The 21891-nt window shown below is 62.8% G+C and carries 24 protein-coding genes; 10 read left to right on the top strand and 14 right to left on the bottom strand.

Going from position 1 to position 21891, the window contains the following annotated elements; all coding sequences use genetic code 11:
- Nucleotides 1–172: 172 nt before the first annotated feature.
- The 5 genes from AC0YKC_RS25605 to AC0YKC_RS25585 all read left to right on the top strand — a co-directional run bounded on the left by AC0YKC_RS25605 (nt 173) and on the right by AC0YKC_RS25585 (nt 5153).
- Nucleotides 173–883, top strand: a complete 711-nt coding sequence (locus AC0YKC_RS25605; RefSeq protein ID WP_320293712.1) for a GntR family transcriptional regulator — start codon at nt 173–175, stop codon at nt 881–883.
- A gap of 47 nt (nt 884–930) precedes the next feature.
- Nucleotides 931–2097 carry a mandelate racemase/muconate lactonizing enzyme family protein gene (locus tag AC0YKC_RS25600; protein WP_488513092.1) on the top strand — a complete coding sequence of 389 codons (1167 nt, stop codon included), beginning with the start codon at nt 931–933 and terminating at the stop codon, nt 2095–2097.
- A gap of 60 nt (nt 2098–2157) precedes the next feature.
- Entirely contained in the window at nt 2158–3516 is a 1359-nt protein-coding gene (locus AC0YKC_RS25595; protein WP_488513091.1) for a mandelate racemase/muconate lactonizing enzyme family protein, read from the top strand.
- A gap of 101 nt (nt 3517–3617) precedes the next feature.
- Nucleotides 3618–3944, top strand: a complete 327-nt coding sequence (locus AC0YKC_RS25590; RefSeq protein WP_320293715.1) for an NIPSNAP family protein — start codon at nt 3618–3620, stop codon at nt 3942–3944.
- A gap of 9 nt (nt 3945–3953) precedes the next feature.
- A complete protein-coding gene (locus AC0YKC_RS25585) occupies nt 3954–5153 on the top strand; it encodes a mandelate racemase/muconate lactonizing enzyme family protein (RefSeq protein ID WP_320293716.1) in 1200 nt (399 codons plus the stop codon).
- A 92-nt stretch (nt 5154–5245) separates the two neighbouring features.
- Here AC0YKC_RS25585 and AC0YKC_RS25580 read toward each other — a convergent pair whose 3' ends face one another.
- From AC0YKC_RS25580 to AC0YKC_RS25545, 8 genes are all read right to left on the bottom strand, one after another.
- The gene (locus AC0YKC_RS25580; protein WP_320293717.1) at nt 5246–5932 is read right to left on the bottom strand and encodes an ABC transporter permease; all 687 of its coding nucleotides are present in this window, start codon (nt 5930–5932) and stop codon (nt 5246–5248) included.
- A 4-nt stretch (nt 5933–5936) separates the two neighbouring features.
- Nucleotides 5937–6644, bottom strand: a complete 708-nt coding sequence (locus tag AC0YKC_RS25575) for an ABC transporter permease (protein WP_320293718.1) — start codon at nt 6642–6644, stop codon at nt 5937–5939.
- A 111-nt stretch (nt 6645–6755) separates the two neighbouring features.
- The gene (locus tag AC0YKC_RS25570) at nt 6756–7550 is read right to left on the bottom strand and encodes a transporter substrate-binding domain-containing protein (protein WP_320293719.1); all 795 of its coding nucleotides are present in this window, start codon (nt 7548–7550) and stop codon (nt 6756–6758) included.
- A 72-nt stretch (nt 7551–7622) separates the two neighbouring features.
- Nucleotides 7623–9590 carry a DUF2817 domain-containing protein gene (locus tag AC0YKC_RS25565; protein ID WP_488513090.1) on the bottom strand — a complete coding sequence of 656 codons (1968 nt, stop codon included), beginning with the start codon at nt 9588–9590 and terminating at the stop codon, nt 7623–7625.
- Complete coding sequence (locus AC0YKC_RS25560; RefSeq protein ID WP_488513089.1) at nt 9583–10917, bottom strand: FAD-binding oxidoreductase; 1335 nt, start codon at nt 10915–10917, stop codon at nt 9583–9585. Before AC0YKC_RS25560 ends, AC0YKC_RS25565 begins: the two co-directional genes overlap by 8 nt.
- A gap of 149 nt (nt 10918–11066) precedes the next feature.
- A complete protein-coding gene (gene hisC, locus AC0YKC_RS25555; RefSeq protein WP_488513088.1) occupies nt 11067–12194 on the bottom strand; it encodes a histidinol-phosphate transaminase in 1128 nt (375 codons plus the stop codon).
- Between the two features lie 53 nt (nt 12195–12247).
- Nucleotides 12248–13360 (bottom strand): 2Fe-2S iron-sulfur cluster-binding protein, encoded by a 1113-nt coding sequence (locus AC0YKC_RS25550; protein ID WP_488513087.1) that lies wholly within the window; start codon nt 13358–13360, stop codon nt 12248–12250.
- The gene (locus tag AC0YKC_RS25545; RefSeq protein ID WP_488513086.1) at nt 13357–14397 is read right to left on the bottom strand and encodes an aromatic ring-hydroxylating dioxygenase subunit alpha; all 1041 of its coding nucleotides are present in this window, start codon (nt 14395–14397) and stop codon (nt 13357–13359) included. The genes AC0YKC_RS25550 and AC0YKC_RS25545 overlap by 4 nt, the downstream gene beginning before the upstream one ends.
- 126 nt (nt 14398–14523) lie before the next feature.
- Between AC0YKC_RS25545 and AC0YKC_RS25540 the strand changes: the two genes are divergently transcribed.
- Nucleotides 14524–15477, top strand: a complete 954-nt coding sequence (locus AC0YKC_RS25540) for a LysR substrate-binding domain-containing protein (RefSeq protein WP_488513085.1) — start codon at nt 14524–14526, stop codon at nt 15475–15477.
- Between the two features lie 362 nt (nt 15478–15839).
- Here AC0YKC_RS25540 and AC0YKC_RS25535 read toward each other — a convergent pair whose 3' ends face one another.
- The 5 genes from AC0YKC_RS25535 to groES all read right to left on the bottom strand — a co-directional run bounded on the left by AC0YKC_RS25535 (nt 15840) and on the right by groES (nt 18885).
- Nucleotides 15840–16145: a DUF982 domain-containing protein gene (locus AC0YKC_RS25535; protein WP_320293726.1), complete on the bottom strand. Its 306-nt coding sequence runs from the start codon at nt 16143–16145 to the stop codon at nt 15840–15842.
- Nucleotides 16126–16527 carry a helix-turn-helix domain-containing protein gene (locus tag AC0YKC_RS25530; RefSeq protein WP_320293727.1) on the bottom strand — a complete coding sequence of 134 codons (402 nt, stop codon included), beginning with the start codon at nt 16525–16527 and terminating at the stop codon, nt 16126–16128. The genes AC0YKC_RS25535 and AC0YKC_RS25530 overlap by 20 nt, the downstream gene beginning before the upstream one ends.
- Nucleotides 16528–16599: 72 nt before the next feature.
- Nucleotides 16600–16812 carry a hypothetical protein gene (locus AC0YKC_RS25525; protein WP_488513084.1) on the bottom strand — a complete coding sequence of 71 codons (213 nt, stop codon included), beginning with the start codon at nt 16810–16812 and terminating at the stop codon, nt 16600–16602.
- Between the two features lie 67 nt (nt 16813–16879).
- Nucleotides 16880–18508 carry a chaperonin GroEL gene (gene groL, locus AC0YKC_RS25520; RefSeq protein WP_488513083.1) on the bottom strand — a complete coding sequence of 543 codons (1629 nt, stop codon included), beginning with the start codon at nt 18506–18508 and terminating at the stop codon, nt 16880–16882.
- 62 nt (nt 18509–18570) lie between these two features.
- A complete protein-coding gene (gene groES, locus AC0YKC_RS25515; protein ID WP_320293730.1) occupies nt 18571–18885 on the bottom strand; it encodes a co-chaperone GroES in 315 nt (104 codons plus the stop codon).
- A 331-nt stretch (nt 18886–19216) separates the two neighbouring features.
- On the opposite strand from groES, the gene AC0YKC_RS25510 reads away from it, so the two are divergent.
- From AC0YKC_RS25510 to AC0YKC_RS25495, 4 genes are all read left to right on the top strand, one after another.
- Nucleotides 19217–19564, top strand: coding sequence for a hypothetical protein (locus tag AC0YKC_RS25510; RefSeq protein WP_320293731.1), 348 nt, complete (start codon nt 19217–19219; stop codon nt 19562–19564).
- Between the two features lie 13 nt (nt 19565–19577).
- The gene (locus AC0YKC_RS25505; protein ID WP_488513082.1) at nt 19578–19856 is read left to right on the top strand and encodes an usg protein; all 279 of its coding nucleotides are present in this window, start codon (nt 19578–19580) and stop codon (nt 19854–19856) included.
- Nucleotides 19857–20097: 241 nt separating this feature from the next.
- On the top strand, nt 20098–20574 hold the full coding sequence (locus AC0YKC_RS25500; protein WP_434723577.1) for an Hsp20 family protein: 477 nt from the start codon (nt 20098–20100) through the stop codon (nt 20572–20574).
- Nucleotides 20575–20658: 84 nt separating this feature from the next.
- Entirely contained in the window at nt 20659–21168 is a 510-nt protein-coding gene (locus AC0YKC_RS25495) for an Hsp20/alpha crystallin family protein (RefSeq protein WP_488513081.1), read from the top strand.
- A 397-nt stretch (nt 21169–21565) separates the two neighbouring features.
- Here the strand turns inward: AC0YKC_RS25495 and AC0YKC_RS25490 are convergent, their stop codons facing one another.
- Nucleotides 21566–21865 carry a DUF1236 domain-containing protein gene (locus AC0YKC_RS25490; protein ID WP_320293735.1) on the bottom strand — a complete coding sequence of 100 codons (300 nt, stop codon included), beginning with the start codon at nt 21863–21865 and terminating at the stop codon, nt 21566–21568.
- Between the last annotated feature and the right edge of the window lie 26 nt (nt 21866–21891).

Genomic DNA, 21891 nt, shown 5'->3' with positions numbered 1-21891 from the left:
GCGGTCCTTGGTCGTTCGATCGTCGGGATATTCCTCCGCCCTAATGTATCCCTTCGATCACTTTATACGTTTTCAGATCGCAGAATAGCTGTCAACGCAACAAATCGTACATTGTTTGTCGAAGATGTGCATGATATCGGTCAGATCGTGTATTGGACTAAGGGGGACGGCCTTGGCGGAAACGAGCGATTTCAAAGCAGAGCCACCCGAGGGGATTGACGCTCTTGGAGCATCAAGCGAGGGCGCCTCGCTTTACGAGCAGATAAGGGAAGACATCATCGAGGGACGGCTGGCTGCCAACGAGCGGCTCGTGGTCACCGATCTCGCCCGCCGTCACGGCACCTCGACCAACCCCGTGCGCGAGGCGCTTCAGCTGTTGCGCGGCGAGGGCTTCGTCACCTTCATTCCCAACCGGGGTGCGCGCGTCCGACCCATAGATCAGGATTTCGTGCGCGATATCTACGAGATCGGCGTTCTCATCGAGCCCGCCCTGACGCGCTGGTTTGTGGGAATGGCGACCGAGGAGGACATCGCCGAGCTCGAACGTCTCCAGGGCCTGATCGAAGAGAACAACTTCGCTGATCCGTTGAGGCACAGCGAGCTGGATACCGCTTTCCATACCGTGATGTACCAGCGGCACTACAACCGCCACGCCGCCGAGCTCTGGTGGAAGCATCGCGAGGTGCTGCGGGCAGTCAGCCGGCGTTTCAATTTCACGCTCGCCCGTCGCGCCGCGATCATCCGCGAGCACCGCGAACTCATCGCGCTCGTGAAATCGGGAGAGGCCGACAAGGCGGCCGAGCTCATTGCTCGCCATGTCGAGGGTTCCGGCCGACATGTCTTGGAACATATGCGCGCGCGCAGCGCCGCCCGGGCAGGGTAGCCGATCCACAACACGTCAGCCTGGCCATTTCAGAGAGGATAGTTCAGATGAAAATCACGAGCATTCGGCCATGGCTGATCAAGTCCGATGCGTCTTATTGGGGCGAGTATCTGTTCGTCGAGGTGACGACCGACGAGGGAGTGAGCGGCTGGGGCGAGATCACCACCACGACGAAGCTCGCCAACCGCGCGCTGTGCACGATCCTGCGCCAGATCGGGCTAGCCGTCGCAGGCGAGGATCCGGCGCGCATCGAGCATCTGTGGCACAAGATCTTCCGCAGCTTCACCTACATGGGCAGTCGCGGCGCCGCGGTCGAATGCGTCAGCGCCATCGACATTGCGCTTTGGGACATCCGCGGCAAAGTCCTCGGCAAGCCGATCTACGAGTTGCTGGGCGGCCCGGTACGCGATGAGATCGCTCTTTACACCCATCCCAACCAGGCCAAGTTCACCGGCAAGGAGGCGGTGGTCCGCGAAATTCGCGACATCGTGGAGTCCGGCCACACCGGGCTCAAATTCGATCCGTTTCCCCACCAAGGCCCCAGCGTCGATGGCGTGGCCCGCGAAAGGCGCGACGGCTACCTCGACGGCGGCATGACCCGCAAGGACGAGCGCGAAGCCGCCGAGCTCACGGCCCTGATCCGCGAGACGGCAGGGCCCGATGTCGACATTCTCATCGACGCGCATGGCCGCTTCGACGTTCCGACCGCCATCCGCCTCTGCCGCAGCCTCGAAGAGGCGGGCCAGATCGACTGGTTCGAGGAGCCGTGCCCGCCCGAAAGCCTCAATGCCCTCAAGCAGGTACGCGACAAGGTTAGCGCCGCCATCTCCTGGGGCGAGCGCGGCCACACCAAGTGGGATTTCGTGCCGGTGCTCGAGGGCAAGCTCGCCGACTACATCATGCCGGACGTCACCTGGACCGGCGGCATCACCGAGCTCAAGAAGATTTCCGCCCTGTGCGAAGCCTACTACGTGCCGGTCTCACCGCATGACGCTGCCGGACCGATCAACGTGGTCGCGGGGGCGCAGGTGATGATGACGGTTCCCAATTTCTACAAGCTCGAAACCTCGGAGTGGGACCTCTCCAAATACGATCACCTCATCGACAAACCGCTCGATGTTTCGAACGGCAACCTCAAGCTGACATCGAAGCCTGGCCTCGGCGTCGATTTGAACCGTGACTATTTGCAGGCCCACGAGATCGAGTTGGGCTAGCGGCGTTCCAAGTCGGCAAGGGCGGGGCATAAACCCTATCGACCAGAACGAGGATAAGTCATGCCAAAGACCGGCGGAGCCGATGAGGCCCTCAATCGGGTGAACACGAATTCCAATCCGTCCGAGCTGCGCATCACCGACATGCGGGTGGCCGAGATCGTCGGCGCGCCATTCACCTCGGCGCTTCTCAAAATCTACACCAACCAGGGCATCGTCGGGCTTGGCGAGGTGCGCGATGGCGCCAGCGCCACCTTTGCGCTGATGCTGAAGAGCCGGCTGCTCGGTGAGAACCCATGCGACATCGACCGTCTGTTTCGCCGCATCAAACAGTTCGGCGGCCATGGGCGGCAGGGCGGCGGCGTGTCAGCGGTCGAGATCGCGCTCTGGGATCTCGCCGGCAAGGCCTATGGCGTGCCGATCTACCAGATGCTCGGCGGCAAGTTTCGCGATCACGTGCGCGTCTATTGCGACACCGACGCCGAGAAGCCGAGCGGCACCGAGACCGGCAAGCGCCTCAAGGCGCGCATGGAGCGCGGCTTCACCTTCCTCAAAATGGACCTCGGCTTGATGCAGATCGCCCATGTCCCGGGCACGGTTGTCGCGCCCGCCGGCGTGCTCGAAGAGCTTCGCGGCAATCCGCGCGGCCGCGGCGGCTCGTTGGAGGAACGCAAGGCCCGCAATCTCGCCTACGATGCGCAGAATGTGCAGCATCCGTTCACGGGCCTGCATTTCACCGAAAAGGGCATCGACCTGCTCGAGCAGTATATCCACGAGGTTCGCGAGGTCATCGGCTACGAGATCCCTTTAGCCATTGACCATGTCGGCCACATCTCGCTGCAGGACGGGATCCGCCTGTCGCGCCGCATCGAAAAATATGTCCCCGCATGGCTCGAGGACGTCATTCCCTGGCAGTACACCGCGCAATACCGGCAGCTGCAGCAGGCGACCTCGGTGCCGATCTGCACCGGCGAGGATATCTATCTCAAGGAGGGCTTCGAGCCGCTGCTTGCGAGCGGTGGCCTCTCCATTATCCACCCGGACCTGCTCACCAGCGGCGGCATCCTCGAGACCAAGAAGATCGGCGACATGGCGCAGGACCACGGCGTCGCCATGGCCATCCACATGGCCGAAAGTCCGATCGCCGCGATGGCTGCGGCCCATGTCGCGACCGCGACCGAGAACTTCATGGCGCTCGAATACCATTCCGTCGATGTCGACTGGTGGGACGATATCGTCACCGGCCTTCCCAAGCCGCTCGTCAAGGACGGCTTCATCACCGTTCCGGACAAGCCGGGCCTGGGGATCGACGACGTCGTCGACGAGGTGATCAGCCAGCATCTGCAGCCCGGTGTCACGGGGATATGGCAATCCACCGAGCATTGGGACAATGAATATAGCTGGGACCGGACCTGGAGTTAGCCCGGCCCCCTGCCTCATTCCCCAAGATTTAGAGGGCCAACGACCGACCATTGGTATCGACCTCTCCCAAGGGTGAGGCGAAGAAAGTAACGGACGAAACCATGATCTACGAGCTGCGTATCTATGACTGCCTGCCGGGCAGGCTGCCGGCTTTGCTCAAGCGCTTTTCCGAACAAACGCTGGCCATCTGGGAGAGGCATGGCATCCGCCAGGCCGGGTTTTTCACCACGGCGATCGGCGAAAACAGCAATCGCCTCACCTATTTCCTCGCCTGGGAATCGATGGCCGAGCGTGAGGCGAAATGGGCGGCTTTCGTCGCCGATCCGGCATGGCACAGGGCCGTGGACGAGTCTCAGCGCGACGGGCAGATCATCGCCAATATCAGCAGCCAGCTGCTCACGCCGACAGCTTTCTCGTCTGTGAAATAGGACTGCGCCATGAAGATCACCGACCTGCGCTGCGCTGTCATCGGCAAGCACCCGATCGTCCGCGTCGTGACCGACGAGGGGCTCTATGGGCTGGGCGAAGTCGAATACACAAAGACCTACCTGAAACCCTTCGTGCTGCACTTCCGCGAGGCGCTGATCGGCGAGGACCCGACCGATGTCGAGCGGGTGATGCTGAAGATCCGCCAGCGCGGCTCGTTCAAGCCCTATGGCGCGGCGGTGAGCGCTATCGAGCACGCGCTGTGGGACATTGCCGGCAAGGCCGCGGGCGTGCCCGTCTACAAACTGCTTGGCGGCAAGGTGCGCGACAAGGTGCGCGTCTACAACGGCTCGATCCGCCGCAAGCGCACGGGCGACCGGCCGGAGGATTATGCCGCCGACGTCAAATGGATGATGGAGCAGCCGCAGAACTTCTTCATGGTCAAGCAGGGCATCTCGTTCCACTCCAACATGAAGGACAGCGTCGATGGCTTCCATTACGGCGTGACGCAGAAGAAGGCCGGCTATCACGGCGCCATGGACCAAGGCGTGATCAGCGAGCGCGGTTTCAACCACATGCTCGACTGCGTGATCGCGATGAAGGAGGTGCTGGGCGACAAGGTCAGCCTGGCGCTCGACTGCGGCCCGGGCTGGATGCTGCCCGATGCGATCAAGTTCGCGCGCGCGGTCGAGAAGTACAATTTGATGTGGCTCGAGGACATGCTGACCGGCGACTATGTGCCGTGGGTCAATCCGCAGGCCTATCGCGAGCTGACCACGTCCACCTCGACGCCGATCCACACCGGCGAGCAGATCTACCTCAGGCACAATTTCAAGGAACTGATCGAGACGCAGGCGGTGCGCGTCATCGGCCCCGATCCGGCTGATATCGGCGGCATTGCCGAGCTCAAATGGGTGGCCGAGCACGCCTATATGCACTCGATCCTGATGGCGCCGCACGGCACGGCGAACGGCCTGCTCGGCCTCGGCGCGCTGATCAATGTCTGCGCCACCTTGCCCGCCAACTACATCGCCTTCGAATATCCGAGCGCCTCCGACCCGTGGTGGGAGGACCTCGTCATCGGTCTGCCGAAGCAGATCGTGAAGGACAGCATGGTGGACCTCTTGGAAGCGCCGGGGCTCGGTCTCGATATCGACGCCGAAGCCGCCCGGAAGTATCTCAAGGAAGAGGATGCGGGCTTCTTCGACTGAGCCCCGCTTGCTTCGCCAACCTACGCCAACGCTTCACTGTCGCGGCTCGATCGGGCGACGTCGACTGCGATGTTTCCCGCAAGCGGACATTTTCATTGCGACTGGTGGCGATTGAGATAGCGCTCCAGCAGACGCACTAAGGTGATCAGCAGGAGATTGATCGCCAGGTAGAACACTCCGGCGATGGCAAATATCTCGAACACTGCGAAGGTCTGGCTCATCAACCGCTTCGCGTAGCCAGTGACTTCCAGGACCGTAATTGTGGAAGCAAGGCTGGTGCCCTTCAGCGTCAGGACCAGTTCGTTGCCATAAGCAGGCAACGCCTGGCGGATTGCGAGGGGAAACTCGATGCGGCGGAAGCGCAAGGCGCGCGACATTCCGCAGGCCTGCGCTGCCTCGACGAGACCCGTCGGCACCGACAGCAAGCCGCCGCGCAGGATCTCCGACGTGTAGGCGGCCGTGTTGAGCGCCAGCGCCAGCACCGCGCAGCGCGCGCCGTCGCTGACCACCCACCACAGTGCCGCGTTGTCCTTGACGAAGGAGAGTTGGCCGAGGCCATAATAGAACAGGAAGATCTGCACCAGCAGCGGCGTGCCGCGAAAGACCGTGCTGTAGCCTTTGGCAAAACCGGAAACGAGCCTGTTCGACGACAGGCGCATCATGGCGAGCCCCAGGCCGAGGTTGAAGCCGATCAGCACCGACAGGACGGTGAGGATGGCGGTGACCTTCAGCCCTTTCAACAGCACCGGAACCGCCTGCTGGATGAGTTCGAGGTCCATCGCATTACTTCCTTGCGCGAAGCCTGAGCATGCGTTCGGCCTGGTCGACGCCGGCCTGGCTGATCAGTGTGATCGCGAGATACACCACCGCCGCGATGAGATAGAAGATGAAGGGGTGGCGGGTTGTGTTGGAGCCGATGAAGGCCGTTCGCATCAACTCCTGAAGGCCGACCACCGAGACGAGGGCTGTGTCCTTGATGGTGACCTGCCAGACATTGTTCATCCCTGGAATCGCGATGCGCAGCATCTGCGGCAGGATGATACGGCGAAAGATGCGGACGCCGGGGATGCCCAGCGCCCGGGCCGCCTCGATCTGACCTTGCGGGATGGCGGCGAGCGCGCCGCGCACCACCTCGGTGGAATAGGCCCCCGAGATAGAGCCGATGGCGATGACCGCGATGACGAAAGCATAGCCGCTGTCGGCAAGGCCGGCATAGCCGAAGGCCGTCGCCACCCGCGTCACAAACTCGACCGAACCGAAGAACAGCAGGTAGATGATGAGCAATTCGGGTACACCGCGAACCAGCGCCGTGTAGCCGTCCACGACATACGTCAGCGGACGCACGCGCCCCCATTTGATCAGGCCGCAGATCACGCCGACGACGAAGCCACCCACCATGGCGGCGATAGCCACGGCAATGGTGATTGCCGCGCCGCGCATGATGGCGCTGACCCAGCCACCTTCCCACACCTGCCAAAGACCAAATTCCATTGCGTGGCCCAAGCGTTCCGATGCCAATTTCGCCCGGACGGCGACATTGCCGCCTCCGGACCTAGTCGAGGCGACCGTCCTCGCTTCGTGCGGACGGTCGCCTCGGGGTGCTTATTTGCAGGGGCGAGAAATGTCGGACTTGAACCACTTCTCGCTCGCCTTGCCGACCGAACCATCGGCAATCAGCTCGCACAGCGCCTTGTCGATGTCGGCTTTCAGCGCGGTGTTGTCCTGCGCGATACCAACACCGATGCCTTCACCCAGCGACGGATCGAAGCTGCTTTTGATCTTCACGTCGACGAACTGGAAGTTCTTGCCATCCGGCTTGTCGAGGAAGTCCTGCAGCGCCGAAGCGTCGGCGAAGGCAGCGTCGATGCGGCCGGACGCGAGGTCGATCTGCATCTGGTCGAGGGTGTCGTAGGTCCTGAGATCGGCATTGGGGGCGCGCTTCTCGAGGAAATGCGCATGGGTGGTGCCGGCTTGCACGCCAACCTTCTTGCCGTCGAGCGACTTGAGCAGCGTGTCGATGTCCTTGATGCCGGCGAGGTCGGAACCCTTCGGCGCCACGAACATGTTGGCGAGCTCAGCGTAACCGACGCTGAAGTTGATTTCCTTCTTGCGCTCGGCGGTGATCGACATGCCCGAGATGATGACGTCGAAGCGCTTTGCCTTCAGCGCCGGGATCAGGCCGTCGAAGGCCTGCACGACGAAGTGGCACTTCTTGTTGAGCTTGGCGCACAACAAGGCGCCGACATCGGCATCGAAGCCCGTGACGTTGCCGGAGGCATCGGCCATGCTCCAAGGCGGATAGGCGCCCTCGGTGCCGATCGCGAGTTCGTCTCCGGCGTAAGAGCTGCTCATTCCCACCGCGAGGAAGGCGAGCAGTGACAAGATTTTCAGTTTCATTGAGTTCCCCATTGTTGGCGTTTGTGGGTGTGCATCGGGCTTACGCCCTGTTGCTTCTTGATTGCGCCACGGTCAGAGCGTCCGAGCCAGGAACTGGCGCAGGCGTTCCGAGCGCGGATTGGCGAACAGCTCCGCCGGCGCTCCCTCCTCCTCCACCTTGCCGCGATGGAGAAAGAGGATCTTGTGCGACACCTCGCGCGCGAACTGCATCTCGTGCGTCACGAGGATCATGGTGTTGCCCTCCTCGGCGAGCTGGCGGATGACGCGCAAGACCTCGCCGACCAGTTCGGGATCGAGCGCGGACGTGGGCTCATCAAGCAGGATCACCTTGGGCCGCATGGCGAGCGTGCGGGCGATCGCCGCGCGCTGCTGCTGGCCTCCAGACAGCTGGCCGGGATATTGGGCGTGCTTGTCGGACAGCCCGACCTTTTTCAGCAGCGCATGGGCGTATTCGACGGACTCTTCACGGCGCTCCTTCAACACGTGAACGGGCGCCTCGATGATGTTTTCGAGCACCGTCAAGTGCGGCCACAGGTTGAAGCTCTGGAACACCATGCCGACGCGGGCGCGGATGCGCTCCACCTGCCGCATGTCGGCCGGATGAGAGCGTCCGTCCGAGGTCTTCTTCATCCTGATCTCTTCGCCGTCGACGATGATGCGGCCGGCGTTGGGCTGCTCAAGCATGTTGATGCAGCGCAGGAAGGTGCTCTTGCCGGAACCGGACGAACCGATCATCGACACCACCTCGCCCGCGCTGGCCGAGAGGTTGACGCCGCTCAGCACCTCGACCTGACCAAAGCTCTTGTGGAGGTCGAGTATCTCGACGGCCGGCCTAGGCCGCACGGCGACGGCCGCGGGATGTGGCAGGGTGATGCTGGTCACGGCGAATGGCGCGGCCGTTCGCGGCTTGTCGTCGATGGCGGCGTCCACCGCCTTGAGATCGGCGAAGGCGCGATCGAAATAGCGTAGGCTCGTTGCCAGCGAGTTCCACTGCCAGTCGGCATCCTCGGGAATGAAGGCGGCGCGCAAGGCGGCCTTTATGCGCTGTCCGAGCGGGGAATCGACCTTGCCGTAGAGATGCAGCCAGTTGTCGGCCTGCACCGCGTCCATGACCGTGGCGCCGTCCAGCGTGCCGCACTCGACGACCAGCGGCAGCACGCGCGCGTCGGGCAGCGCCTTGCGAACGGCCGCCGAGACATAGCCTGTCGCGGTCGCGGCGATACCGGTGTCCGTCTTGGCGTCCCTGCCGGTCAGCACCACCGAGAGCGCCGGGCCGAACACGGATTTGCCCCATGCCAGGCCGTCATGCTCGCTTTCGGCGACCGACAGCAGCGCGGGATAGCCATAGGGGCCAGCTCCGGTGTGCATGTCGAAGACCAGGACGTGACGCGCCTGCGCGGCGAATGTGGCCAGAATGTCGTTGAGCGTGCGGTTCGACCAGACGGGTCCCGCACCGCCGTAGAATAGACCGTCAGGAAACTGGTACTGACCGGCCTCCACGATCGGCGCGATACCGGCATGGCCGCCGAGCCGCTTCCTTGCTGCGTCCAGTGCCTCGTCGGCCCGGACGCGGTCGGGGCCTTCCCATTCTTGGCAGACCAGCGCCGCATGTAGATCTGCGTATTTCTCGTTCTTCGGCGCCGCGGCCTGCCAGTCGATGAAATTGCGGTTGAGGTCGACATTGTCCTCGTTGACGCGGCGCGACCAGGCCGTGCCCCAGGGGTTGATGAGGTGAATGGCGAGGATTGCCGTATCGTCCGGCAGCCGCCACGGCGCATTCTCCTCCAGCCAGGCCGTCTGGCAGGCCGAACCGAACTGGCCTTCGACGCCATGCGTGCCCGAGATCAGCACCATCACCTTGGGCGCGCTGCGACGACCGATGAAGGCGATGTCGGTGGCCAGCACCTCCCCGGCCGGGCCGTGGAGGGGATGCACGTATTCCGTCAGCTCGGCACCGGCGCGCTGGGCCGCGTTGCGGAAGCGCTGGCGAAGCTCGGCAAAGCCGACCGAATAGGAGCGCGCCGCGGCTACATCACGCATGGGCTTCCACTCCGTTCCGGCTGCTGTCGTTGATGGGATGCGATGCAAGCGGCATCACCTTTCCCGGGTTCATCAGCGAATGGCCGTCGAGCGTATCTTTGACGCGTCTCATCAGCTTCAGCTTGGTCTCGTCGGCGGTGGCGAGCAGCGAGTGGATGCGCTTGGAACCGACGCCGTGCTCGGCCGAAAATGAGCCCCCAAGAGCGACAAGATCGACGTACAGCACCGCCTCTACGGCCGCCGCGAGCGCCGCCGGTAGAGGTCCGCCGCGGTTGAGCACGATATGCAGGTTCCCATCGGCGAGATGGCCGAAGACGTACGGTTTCAATTCAGGGTCGATACCGGCCAGCCCCGCGAGGATTCTCTCGACATATCCGTCGATCTCCGAGAGCGGCACCGACACGTCGTAGGAAGGCGCCGCCGGATGTGCTCGATAGATGACCTCGGTGTCCTCACGCAGTCCCCATAGCGCCTCTTCCTGTCGCTTCGAGCTGGCGAGGATGCCGGTCGTCCCGGGATGGCGATCCAGAATATCGCCGAAGAGTTTTTCGAACTCGACGCGCAGTGCCTCCTCGCGCGCGCCGCCAAGCCCCAGCAGAAGATAGATCGGCCGGCCGAGCTCGAAGTCGGGCTCCGACCAGCCACGCGCGGCAGCTGTGAGATCGATGAAAGACGGCCACAACGCCTCGGCCGCGCGAAGCTCGCCCGTTTCGCAGTCGAGCGCCAAGCGGATGAGGTCCAGCGCCGCCTTGACCGACGGCAGGCCGAACAGCGCCGTTACCGTCGCGCACGGCATGGGATCGAGTTTGAGCACCGCGCACGTTACGACGCCGAGCGTGCCTTCCGCGCCGATGAAAAGATGCTTCAGGTCATAGCCCGCGGCATTCTTTACCACCCGGGTCATATCGCAATAGACGCTGCCATCCGGCAGGACCGCCTCAAGGCCGAGCACCCGGTGGCGCATGACGCCGTTGCGGAAGGCCATGACCCCGCCGGCGTTGGTCGAGATCATGCCGCCGATGGTGGCACTACCGCGCGCCGCAAGATCGATGCCCGGTTCGAGCCTGTGTTCGGCAGCCGCCTTCTGCAGATTTTCCAAAACGACGCCGGCTTGCACAACGGCCGTGTGCTCGACGGCGTCCAGCCTTTCGATGCGGTTCATCCGCTCAAGCGAAAGCACGATCTCGCCGGGCTTTGAAATGCTGCCGCCGACCAATCCTGTGCGTCCCCCCTGGGCAACGACCGGCACCGCATACTGGCTGCACAAGCGCATCACTGCGGCAACCTCGTCGGTTGTGGCGGGTGCGACGATGATGCCGGCGGCCAAATTCTCAAGATTGGTGCCGGGATCGACATCCGCGGCTGCGCCGGTTCGCAAGTGCTGCGCGCCGACGACGGCGCCGAGGTCGTCGAGAAGCGCATGCGGGACTGCCCGAGGAGCATGTTGCAATCTCGCCTGGCTGACGTGTTGGCCGTTCATTGACGCGCGATCCTTGCCAGCGCGCCGATCAGGCGGTCATTGTCGGCGGGTGAGCCAATGGTGAGGCGTGTATAGGCTTCGTAGCCTCTTTCACGCCATGCCTTGACGATGATGCCTTCTTGAAGCAAGGCGCTCGCCAGGGCCGCGCTGTCGCGGCCGCAATCGAAGAACAGGAAATTCGTCTGGGAGGACGCGACACGGAAACCAAGCTCTTCGAGGGCGGCGCCGACGCGAGCTCGCTCGCTGCGCAGGCGAGCGACCGATGCACGCATCCACGCCTCGTCGCTGAGTGCCGCGATGGCAGCAGCCTGCGCCGCGGCGTTGACGTTGAAGGGCGTCTTGGCCGCCGCCACAACGCGCGCCAGTTCGGCGTCGGAGCAGATGGCATAGCCGACGCGTAGTCCCGCCAGTCCGTAGGCCTTGGAGAAGGTGCGCAGCACGACGAAGGCAATGTCGCTTGAGCGCAGCACTTCGAGCCCGTCGGGACAGGAACCGTCAGCGAATTCGAAATAGGCTTCGTCCAGCACCAACAACGTGCCGGGTCTCACCGCTGCAATCAGCCGATCCAGCGACTTGCGATCGAGCGCAGGGCCGACGGGATTCCACGGTGAGGACAGGAAGACAACGCGGGGACCGCTGGCGACAGCCTGCTCGAGTGCCGCTATGTCGAAGCCGAGATCGCCGGTCATCGCTACTTTTGTCACGACCGCGCCCTGCGCCAGCGGCTCGATCTCGTGCAGCCCGAAGCTCGGAACCACAGTGACCACGCCCACACCTGGAACAAGCATGGCGCGCGACACCGCGGCGATCAGTTCCTCCGAACCGTTGCCGGCAACGATGGTGTCCGGCTGGATCGACAGCCTCTGCCCGAGGGCGGCACGCAGAGCTGCGCAGGCGGGGTCGGCGTAACGCCATGGCTCGAGCGTCGGCGAGGCGAGCACCGCGAGGACGGCCGGCGAGCACCCGTCCGGATTTTCATTGCTGGCCAGACGCGCGATGTCGTTGCGCCCCGAGATCGAACGGGCGACCGCGATATTCATGCCGGCATTGTAGGGCGGCAGGGCAGCGACGTTGGGGTTGAATGCCAAGCCGTTTTGCGAGCCGCTTTTGACCGAATTGTCCACGCCGAAGCTTCCGTTCTCTGAGGGAGTGCGTACTTTAACGGGCTTCCGCCCGGTCAAATGTCCAGGATGACCGATCCTCTTGGCTTGGAGCAGCACAACAGGACTTCGCCGGCAGGCGGCTCGTCCAACGGCTCCTCGAAGTAATCGACCTCGCCGGAAATCAGGCGCGACTTGCAGGTGCCGCATACGCCGGCGCGACAGCTGAATTCGGGGGAAAGGCCCTGTTCCTCCGCAAAAGCGAGCAGCGATTCGGCAGTCGCGTCCCAAAGCACAGTGCGGCCCGACTTGCGAAACTCCACCGTCGGAGCTTCGTCCGAAACCGCCCGTGCCGTCGGCTGCAGCTCGACCGGCGCCGCCTTGGCTGGTGTTTCCAGCAGGGTTGCCGGACCGAAGAACTCGTGGCTGATGCGCTGCTTGGGAACCCCGAGCCCACGCAGCATCCCATACACGGCCTGCATGAAGGGCGAAGGGCCGCAAAGATAGAAATCGTAGTCGTCGAGCGGCAGCAGCCGCTGCAATAGCTCTCGCGTCACCACACCTTCGCTGTGGTGGCGGCCGGCGATCCTGTCCTTTTCGGTCGGGAAGCGGTAGCAGAAATGCACCGTCATACCTGATCGAGAAGCGGCGACCTCCTCGACCTCGTCGCGCAGGGCGTGCACGACGCCATTATCGCAGGCATGGATGAAGAACGCCTTCCGTTCTGTGGCGGCCAGGGCATGCAGCATCGCGACCAGTGGCGTCAGTCCGACGCCGCCGCTCAGCAGCACCGCCGGCCGCTTGCTCTCGCCATCGAGCGTGAAATCGCCGCGCGGCCCCTCGGCCAGCAGGACGTCACCGACCTCGACATGATCATGCAAATAGCAGGAACTGACGCCCTCGGGCACATCGGCGCTCGGTGCAGCCTCGCGCTTGACGGTAATGCGGTAGCTGCCCTGCCGCCGCGGCGAGCACGACACGCTGTAATTCCTGAGCACGAACGCGTTGCCGTCTTGGACCGGTATGCGGAAGACGAGGAACTGGCCAGGCTCGAAAGGCCGCCAACCTGCTGGTTCCAGCGGCTCCAGGTGGAAGGAGCTTATGGTTGCGCTTTCACGCACCTTGGCCACCACCTTAAGTTCGCGAAACCCGCTCCGGCCTGCGCTGACGGGCGCGGCGTAGGCGTTCATTCGGCGGCCGCCAGCTGCTGTTCCACAGCCGCGATCAGCCTCGCCAGGTTGCGGCGGAAGCGCAGCGGACCGACGTCGATCTTCAGGTCGAGATTCGGGGTGCGCATGTCGGCCATGCCCTTGTGCACGGCGTTGAGCACCACGCGATCCTCGTCGAAGGCTCCACGCACGGACTTGGCGAACTGGCGCGAGATCTCCTCGTCGTCGGGCGCGAAATTGCGCATCTGAAACCAATAGTACCTGGTGTGGTTCCCATCGACAGGAGTCATGAAGTTGTAGCTGTCCATGAGGAAGACATCTTCATGAAGGGGCTTGTCCTCCCCACCTGTGTTGGCTGGCACGAAGATCGCCTTGATGATGGCGTGGCTTGGATAGCGTACCTCGTAATGCTGCTTGCGGTCGCACTTGCCACGGAACTTGAGATAGGGTGCGTAGAATGGCGCGGGCTCGACATCCACCATCCAGCGCCAGACGGTGACGCCGTCCTCGCCGACGGTCGTTTCGAGTGGGGCCTCCTCGGCGGCGGCGTTACCGAACGAGCTCTGGTGGACCCAGGCGACATGCGAGGGGTCGAGCAGGTTGTCGGTCATGTAGAGATAGTTGCATTCGAGCATCATCGACTCGCCGCGATTGACGCCCCATGCTGGGTCGCCCCAATGCTCGACCTGGAAGATCTTGGCCGGATCGGCCTTGCCAGCCTCGCCCATCCAGATCCAGAGCAGGCCGTAGCGCTCGGCGATCGGATAGCTGCGCACCTGTGCCACATGCGGAATCTTCTCCGCGCCTGGAACGCGGGTGCAGGTGCCGGTGCAATCGAAAGTGAGGCCGTGATAGCCGCATTCGACATCGTCGCCCTTGATACGGCCCATCGACAGCGGCAGCTTGCGGTGCGGGCAGGCATCTTCGAGGGCGGCGACGGCGCCGTCGGTCTTGCGGTACAGGACGATGTCCTCGCCGAGGACCTTCACCGGCTTCAGCTCATTGGAGCCAACCTCGTGATCCCAAGCGGCGACATACCAGCAATTCCTGAGAAACATGGCCGCTTCCTCTCCGAGATATCGATCCTTCGGGAAAAGTTCTAGTGTCGCGGCGGGGGTGCAAAAAGCGCTTGCAGCTGGCTTCTATTTTAGAAAAACTAAAACAAAGCCTCGGAAACATATATCGTGAGAACCTCGCCACCCTTGCGCGCGATACAGGCCTTCGAAGCCTTCGGACGTCTGGGCAGTGTGACGGGCGCTGCCTACGAGCTCGGCGTTTCGCCCGGCGCTGTCAGCCAGCAGATCCGCAAGACGGAAGAATTTCTCGGTGTGCAACTTCTGGAGCGCCGCGGCAGGATACTCACGCTGACCTCTTGGGGACGGCTCTACCACTCGGCGGTGTCAGAGGGCTTCGATCGCATCCGGGGCGCCGGAGAACTGCTCGAACGGGCGCGCACCGAGAGCGCGCTGACTGTCTCGTGCCTGCCTTCGCTCGCCAGCAAGTGGCTGGCGCCTCAGCTTTTCGACTGGCAGGCGCATCATTTGGGCGCCACAGTGCGCCTGATCGGCGCCGAGGCCGAGGCGCGCTTCGGCGACGAGCAGCTCGACTTTCGCATTTCCTATGGCGCGAAGAATCGTGGCTACGACCACTATGTCGAACTATTCACCGACTGGGTCGTGCCGGCCTGCTCGCCGGCGCTGCTGGAGCGGCTACCTTTGCGCAAGCCGGTCGACATCCTCGAACGGCCATTGCTGGCGATCGAATGGGCACGCGAGCATCGCTCGCCGCCGACCTGGAGCGAGTGGGCGGCAAGCATCGGCGCGAAATACCGCAAGACATCGGGCGAGGTTGCATTCTCGCTGTCTAGCGCGGCCATCGACGCAGCCATCAACGGTCGCGGCTTCGTCCTGGCGCAATTGTCGATGGCGAAGGACGACATTACCTCCGGTCGGCTGGTTGTGCCATTCGACGTCCCCCTTCGACTGCCCGATCCCTATTTCCTTGCCTGGGATCGATCGGCGCTGCAAAAGCCTCATGGCGCGGAGCTTCGCGCCTGGATCGTCTCGATCGCAAACCGCCAGGAGGCGGAGTATTCGGATTTGCCGCGTTCAGAGGGCGTAGGCGCCTCGCTTGGGTAAGGCGCCGCGGACCACTAGGATAGAAGAGCACCTTCGGGCCGGTTTCGCACGCTATGCTGCCAGTTCGCTTCCGGCCCGTTCCAGACATTTTCTTGGAGTGCGGTTTTCGCCTGAATCGGCCACAGCAGCGGCCGATGGCTGACAGCCTGAATTGCCAGACGGCGGAAGCGGTTATCGCTGCATCGTCGACACGAGACCGGCTCTGGCGACGGCGAACGTCAGCTAAGACTTGAATGGAAGGACGTGGTGGCGCGACGCTGCCAAAGCATGCGGCGTGGTCCCTCCGTTCGGCTACGGTTCGCAAGGCCATATGAGATCACACGGAGCATATGGGTTGCCTTGGGTGCTGCGTTTCCAGTCTTTCAGCTGTTGCTGCTTGTGGTGGCAGGTTTGCCCGCCAGTGCCGCCGGCGCCAGCGAAACGATATCCGGCACCAGGATGTCGTGACGACGGGCGAAGGCAACGAGGGTTGCTCTGACTGTTTCGGGCTCGATATCGCCGGCAAGGCCAGCCTTGCAGGCATTGAGAGCAATGGCATGGGCATTGCTCCTGGTCGCGGCAGGCCAGTCCTGGAGCACGGCATAGGCTTGCATCACCGTCTCAAGTCTCACCGGCAGGCCCATGCCGACGAGGATGGTAACCGCTTCCTTAAAGTGGTCGTGTTTCATTGTCTGAAGCTCCTTTCGACTGTGCCGCCATCCCGCCGGCGCGACGGTTACCGGCGACGGCGTGGCGACGCGGATAGGAAGGTCGAAGGACAATCCCTTTCGACGCTTCATGCTTTGTTGTGTCGGTCTCAGAACTCAGGACAGCCAACCGCTCCATTGGCCAAGCCAGCAACACGGATCCCGACTGGGCCAGTCCTGGCGGCGGCAGCGCCTTGTGAGCCTTCACCAATGCCTCGAGCCACGCGGCGACGGCAAGCGGCACCTGGGCGCTACCGTCCAGCCAGCGAGCCACCTCGCTCGGCGGATAGTCAAGTTCCTCTGCCAAGTCGGCGGCGCCCCACCTCAGTCTTTTCAGGCATTCGCGCAATCGTCCCGCAATCATGGCTATCCTCCTCCATCCGCGATCATGAAACGTCGTCCCGAGGCGATAGAAGCCGAGGCTGGCCCGTCCCGGTCAACTTCGTCCAGACGTTTCCGCTGACACATGCTGCGCTGCCAAAAACATCAACGTCGAGGCGACAGTACGCCGGTTCCATCCGACGGATTCGGCGGTGTCTAGCAAGCCTGCCAGTAGCGGCTTCAGCGCGTTGCGGCATTCGGCTTCGTAGGCGAGGAATTCGCTTGCCGGATGCGTCGGTCCCGGAACCGACCTGCTTATCGTGTCCATAGATTTCTCCCATCTTGTCCGTCGCAAGCGCCCGCTCCCCGGACCGGGAGCGGGCGACGTCTGCGTTTTAGAAGTCCATGCCGGCGCCGGCGGGCATGGCGGGGGCGGCTTCCTTCTTCGGCTTTTCGGCCACCATGGCCTCCGTGGTGACGAGCAGTCCTGCTACCGAAGCGGCATCCTGAAGCGCGGTGCGCACTACCTTGGCTGGATCGATCACACCCTGCGTGTAGAGGTCGCCATATTCGCCGGTCTGGGCGTTCCAGCCAAAGGCGAAGTCGGTCTTCTCGCGCAGCTTGCCGACGACGATCGAGCCTTCCGATCCGGCATTTTCAGCGATCTGGCGCGCCGGAGCCTCGATCGCCCGCCGCACGATGTCGACGCCGTATCTCTGGTCGGGATTGTCGACCGCAACGGCGTCGAGCGCCTTGGCCGCCCTGAGCAGGGCAACGCCGCCGCCAGGCAGGATACCTTCCTCGACCGCGGCGCGCGTGGCGTGCAGGGCGTCGTCGACGCGGTCCTTCTTCTCCTTGACCTCGACTTCCGTCGCGCCGCCGACACGGATCACCGCGACGCCGCCGGCGAGCTTGGCCAGCCGCTCCTGCAGCTTCTCGCGATCGTAATCGGAGGTGGTCTCCTCGATTTGCGCCTTGATCTGCGTGACGCGGCCCTGGATTTCCTCTTTCTTGCCGGCGCCGTCCACGATGGTGGTGTTCTCCTTCTCGATGGCCACTTTCTTGGCGCGGCCGAGCATCGCCAACGTTACGTTCTCCAGCTTGATGCCGAGATCCTCGCTGATGGCGGTGCCGCCGGTTAGGATGGCGATATCCTCCAGCATGGCCTTGCGACGGTCGCCGAAGCCCGGAGCCTTGACGGCGGCAACCTTCAGCCCGCCGCGCAGCTTGTTGACGACGAGCGTAGCCAGGGCTTCGCCCTCGACGTCCTCGGCGATGATCAGCAGCGGCTTGCCGGCCTGCACCACGGCCTCGAGCACGGGAAGCAGCGCCTGCAGGTTGCCAAGTTTCTTTTCATGGATCAGCACATAGGGCTCGTCGAGCTCCACGCGCATCTTGTCCTGGTTGGTGACGAAGTAGGGTGAGAGATAGCCGCGATCGAACTGCATGCCTTCGACGACTTCCAGCTCGGTCTCGGCCGTCTTGGCCTCCTCGACGGTGATGACGCCTTCGTTGCCGACCTTTTCCATAGCCTCGGCCAGGAAGCGGCCGATTTCGGCATCGCCATTGGCCGAGATGGTGCCGACCTGAGCGATCTCGTCGTTTCTGGTGATCTTGCGGGCATTCGTCTTGAGTTCGGTGACGACCGCGTCCACCGCCTTGTCGATGCCGCGCTTGAGGTCCATCGGGTTCATGCCGGAAGCCACCGCCTTGGCACCCTCGCGAACGATCGCCTGGGCGAGAACGGTAGCGGTGGTCGTGCCATCGCCGGCGAGATCATTGGTCTTCGAAGCAACTTCGCGGACCATCTGCGCGCCCATGTTCTCGAACTTGTCCTCGAGCTCGATCTCCTTGGCGACGGTGACGCCGTCCTTGGTGATGCGCGGAGCGCCGAACGACTTGTCGATGACGACGTTGCGGCCCTTCGGACCAAGCGTGACCTTCACCGCGTCGGCGAGGATGTTGACGCCGCGCAGCATGCGCTCGCGGGCGTCGGAATGGAATTTGACTTCCTTGGCAGCCATTGGATCACTCCTTTTCTAGGCAGTTGTCTTTGACTGGGTTGCGGTTCGATCGAAGCCCCCGGTCAGGCGGCTTTCTTCAGCGTCGCGACCTGCTCGATCACGCCCATCACGTCGCTTTCCTTCATGATGAGCAGGTCCTCGCCGTTGAGCTTGATCTCGGTGCCGGACCATTTGCCGAACAGAATGCGGTCGCCGATCTTCACGTCTAGGGGCGCGAGCTTGCCGCTCTCGTCGCGGGCGCCCGGGCCCACGGCGATAACCTCGCCTTCCTGCGGCTTTTCCTTGGCAGTGTCGGGGATGATGATGCCGCCGGCGGTCTTCTCTTCAGCTTCGATGCGGCGGACCAGGATACGGTCATGCAATGGACGGAACGTCATATCGTTCTCCTTCAGGACAAACAGATTTTTGAGGTTCCTCCGCTCCGGGCCGGTAGGACCGGAGCGGGGCTCACGCGACCCTTTCGGCGTCGCGCGCATGTCGAGCTAATTTTGCCTTCGTTCACTTTCAAGAGGGGGCCGAAAATTTTTTGGCACTCTCGAATGTTGAGTGCTACTGCTCTGAAAACATGCGGTAAATTCGGGTCACGTCGACGAAATGAGAGACTTGAATTCGCGATTGAGCTGAACAAAATTATCGGCGCCCCGGCACCGCCGGGGCCGCTGAGAAGTTGCACCCCGAAACAAGGAGTTTTGGAGACGGAGGACAGAAATGAACCGACAGACGCTTTCGCCGATCATCCCTTCCCTTGCTCCCGAAATATCAGACCTTTCCCTCGATCGGCTGCTGTCGCCGGCCAGCCATTTTCAGCACCCGCGGGATGTGCTGGAGGACGGCTCGCTCGACATATGGGAAAAGCGGGCGATCCTTTCGTCCTGGGCGTCCGACGCCTGCGCCGTGGAATCGATGCCGGCACTGCGCCAGCCGCCAGGCACCGGGCGGCCGGTCTCCTTCGACGACATCATGGATGCGTTGCGCCGGCTTGATGCGCTCGCCCCGCCGCCCAGCGGCGCTGCCGATGACGACCATCCGCAGTTGATCGATCGGCTGAGCGCGTGAGGCGCAGAAGGCGATGGCGAACGCGGTCAGCAGGGAATTCCGCTTGCAGATGAACGGCTACGGCTTGACCACTGCCGAGATCCATTATCATCTGCCCGACCATCCCGGCCTGCTCCAGCTTTACGTGTGGCAGGATTATGATCTCGCCCCGGATTTCCCCGCGCTGAGGGGCTTTCTAGGCTTTTGGGAACGCGATCTGGCGGGCGCCTTGCATTCCGTCCGGGTCGCCCACCATCGGCTCATTAGGCCCTCAGAATGGCGGGCTGTCGACGGGGTCATCGCGCTCCAGTGAAGATCAGCGCCGCAAGGCGGTCGTGTCGTGCGGCCGCCTTCACTTCATCATTTGCTCGCCTGGATGCAGACGAAAAGGGTGACTTTTTCACGACCTTGAAGGCGGGTTCGCGGCCGGGTCTTGACGTTCCGGTGTTGAATTCCCAGATCGATTTTGCCGGTGCTTGAGAGACCGGCAAGGTCAAGGGGCGCCGCTTCCTTGGCGCGCCTCGTATCTATGTTGCTCAATGGAGGATGTAGCTATGAGAACCAATTTTGACTTCACTCCGCTGTTCCGGTCGAGCATCGGTTTCGATCGAATGTTGAACGCGCTCGAAACGGCGAGCCGCATCGAAACCGTCGACAATTGGCCACCCTACGACATCGCCAAGACCGCCGAAGACGCCTACCGCATCACCATGGCGGTGGCCGGCTTCGCGCAGGACGAACTGGACCTTACCCAGGAGCAGAACATGCTCATGGTCTCAGGGCAGAAAGCCGGCGAGGATAAGAGTGAATACCTGCATCGCGGAATTGCCGGTCGCGCATTCCAGCGCCGCTTCGAGCTTGCCGATCATGTGAAGGTCGTCGACGCCAGCCTGGTCAATGGCCTGCTGACGATCGATCTGAAGCGTGAGATTCCGGAAGAGATGAAACCGCGCCGGATCGAGATCGCAGCTGACAAGGCGATGCCCAAAGGCGCGACGAAGAAGATCGAAGCCGACAAGCAGGCTGCCTGAGTGTCTCTTGTCGGCGCACTCGCGCAAGCGCCGGGCACATTGCCCGGCGCAATAGGAAGCCTTTTCAACAGAGAGGAGGAAATTATGAGTGTCCGTGATCTGATCCCCTGGGGCCGGAGCAACGGCAACCAGCTTCCAAGCGTGTTCCACGACGGCGAACGCGATCCGTTCCTGTCGCTGCATCGTGAGGTAAACCGCCTGTTCGACGATGTTTTCCGCGGCTTCGACAGCCGTTTGCCGTCTTTCGGCGGCGTCTCCGCCCTCGGCGCCGGTTGGCCGAGCGTCGAGATCTCCAACGGAGAGAAGGAGATCAAGGTGACCGCCGAGGTGCCGGGCCTCGAACAGAAAGACATCGAGGTCCTGCTCGACGACGGCGTGCTGACGCTGCGGGGCGAGAAACGCTCCGAGACGGACGACAAGGATAGGCAGTTCTCCGAACGCTACTATGGCCGGTTCGAGCGCCGTATCCCGGTCGGCTACGAGGTCAAGGAAGACGAGGTGGAGGCGCGCTTCACGAATGGCGTGCTGACTGTCACCTTGCCGAAGAGCGAAAAGGCGCAGTCGCAAGTCAAGCGCATTGACATCAAGAGTTGATGCATCGACGCCTGGGTTGCGGCCCGCACGCGGCAGCCCGGGCGACTTCGTTGACGGTCTCTGGAAGCTGGTCGTCCGGGTAGAGGCCCAATCAGGTGCCATAACCCCAGTCGTGACCCACGTCGCTCCACAGCCGCAGCTCTCTGCTCAGCCTGTATCCAGCTCGGGCGCGCAAACTGCGTGCCCCAGATGCCTGCGCCCGCTTGAAGAGCTTGCGATCGATAATCGCACCTATCGTTCGGGAGATTTATCCTGCGCTTGCCCTTCAGTTTGTAGGAGCGTCAGTTCCAAACATGTTGCGAAGGTATTTTCATTGGCGAGGAAAGTCGCCCCCGGTGGTTTCCCACTCCGAATAAATGGCGGGGCGCTGAATTGCGCTCCCGCCAGGGTTCGCTTGTCAGTCGAGAACTTTGACGACGGTACGGGTTTTCGGATCGACGACCACGGTCCGATTGTCGATCACGGTGTATTCGTACGTCACGTTGGGTACTTTATGCAGCTCGACCTTTTCCGGCACCGTGCTCCCGATCTTCAACTCCACGCCTGGCAACTTGATCGAGGCAAGAGGTTCCTTCTTCACATACTCGCGGATGGTCGTCTCCTGTTCAGGTGCCAGAACCACCGTATCCGCTATTGCGACGCTGATGCCTGACAAGAGCAACAGGCCGGCGATAGAATTGGTGATCATCGTCTTCATTCGATACCTCCATTATATGTGCCCCT

The organism is Mesorhizobium sp. CNPSo 4661 (assembly GCF_057784215.1).
The sequence above is the reverse complement of the archived record's forward strand: the minus strand, read 5'-3'. Positions and strand labels throughout refer to the sequence as shown.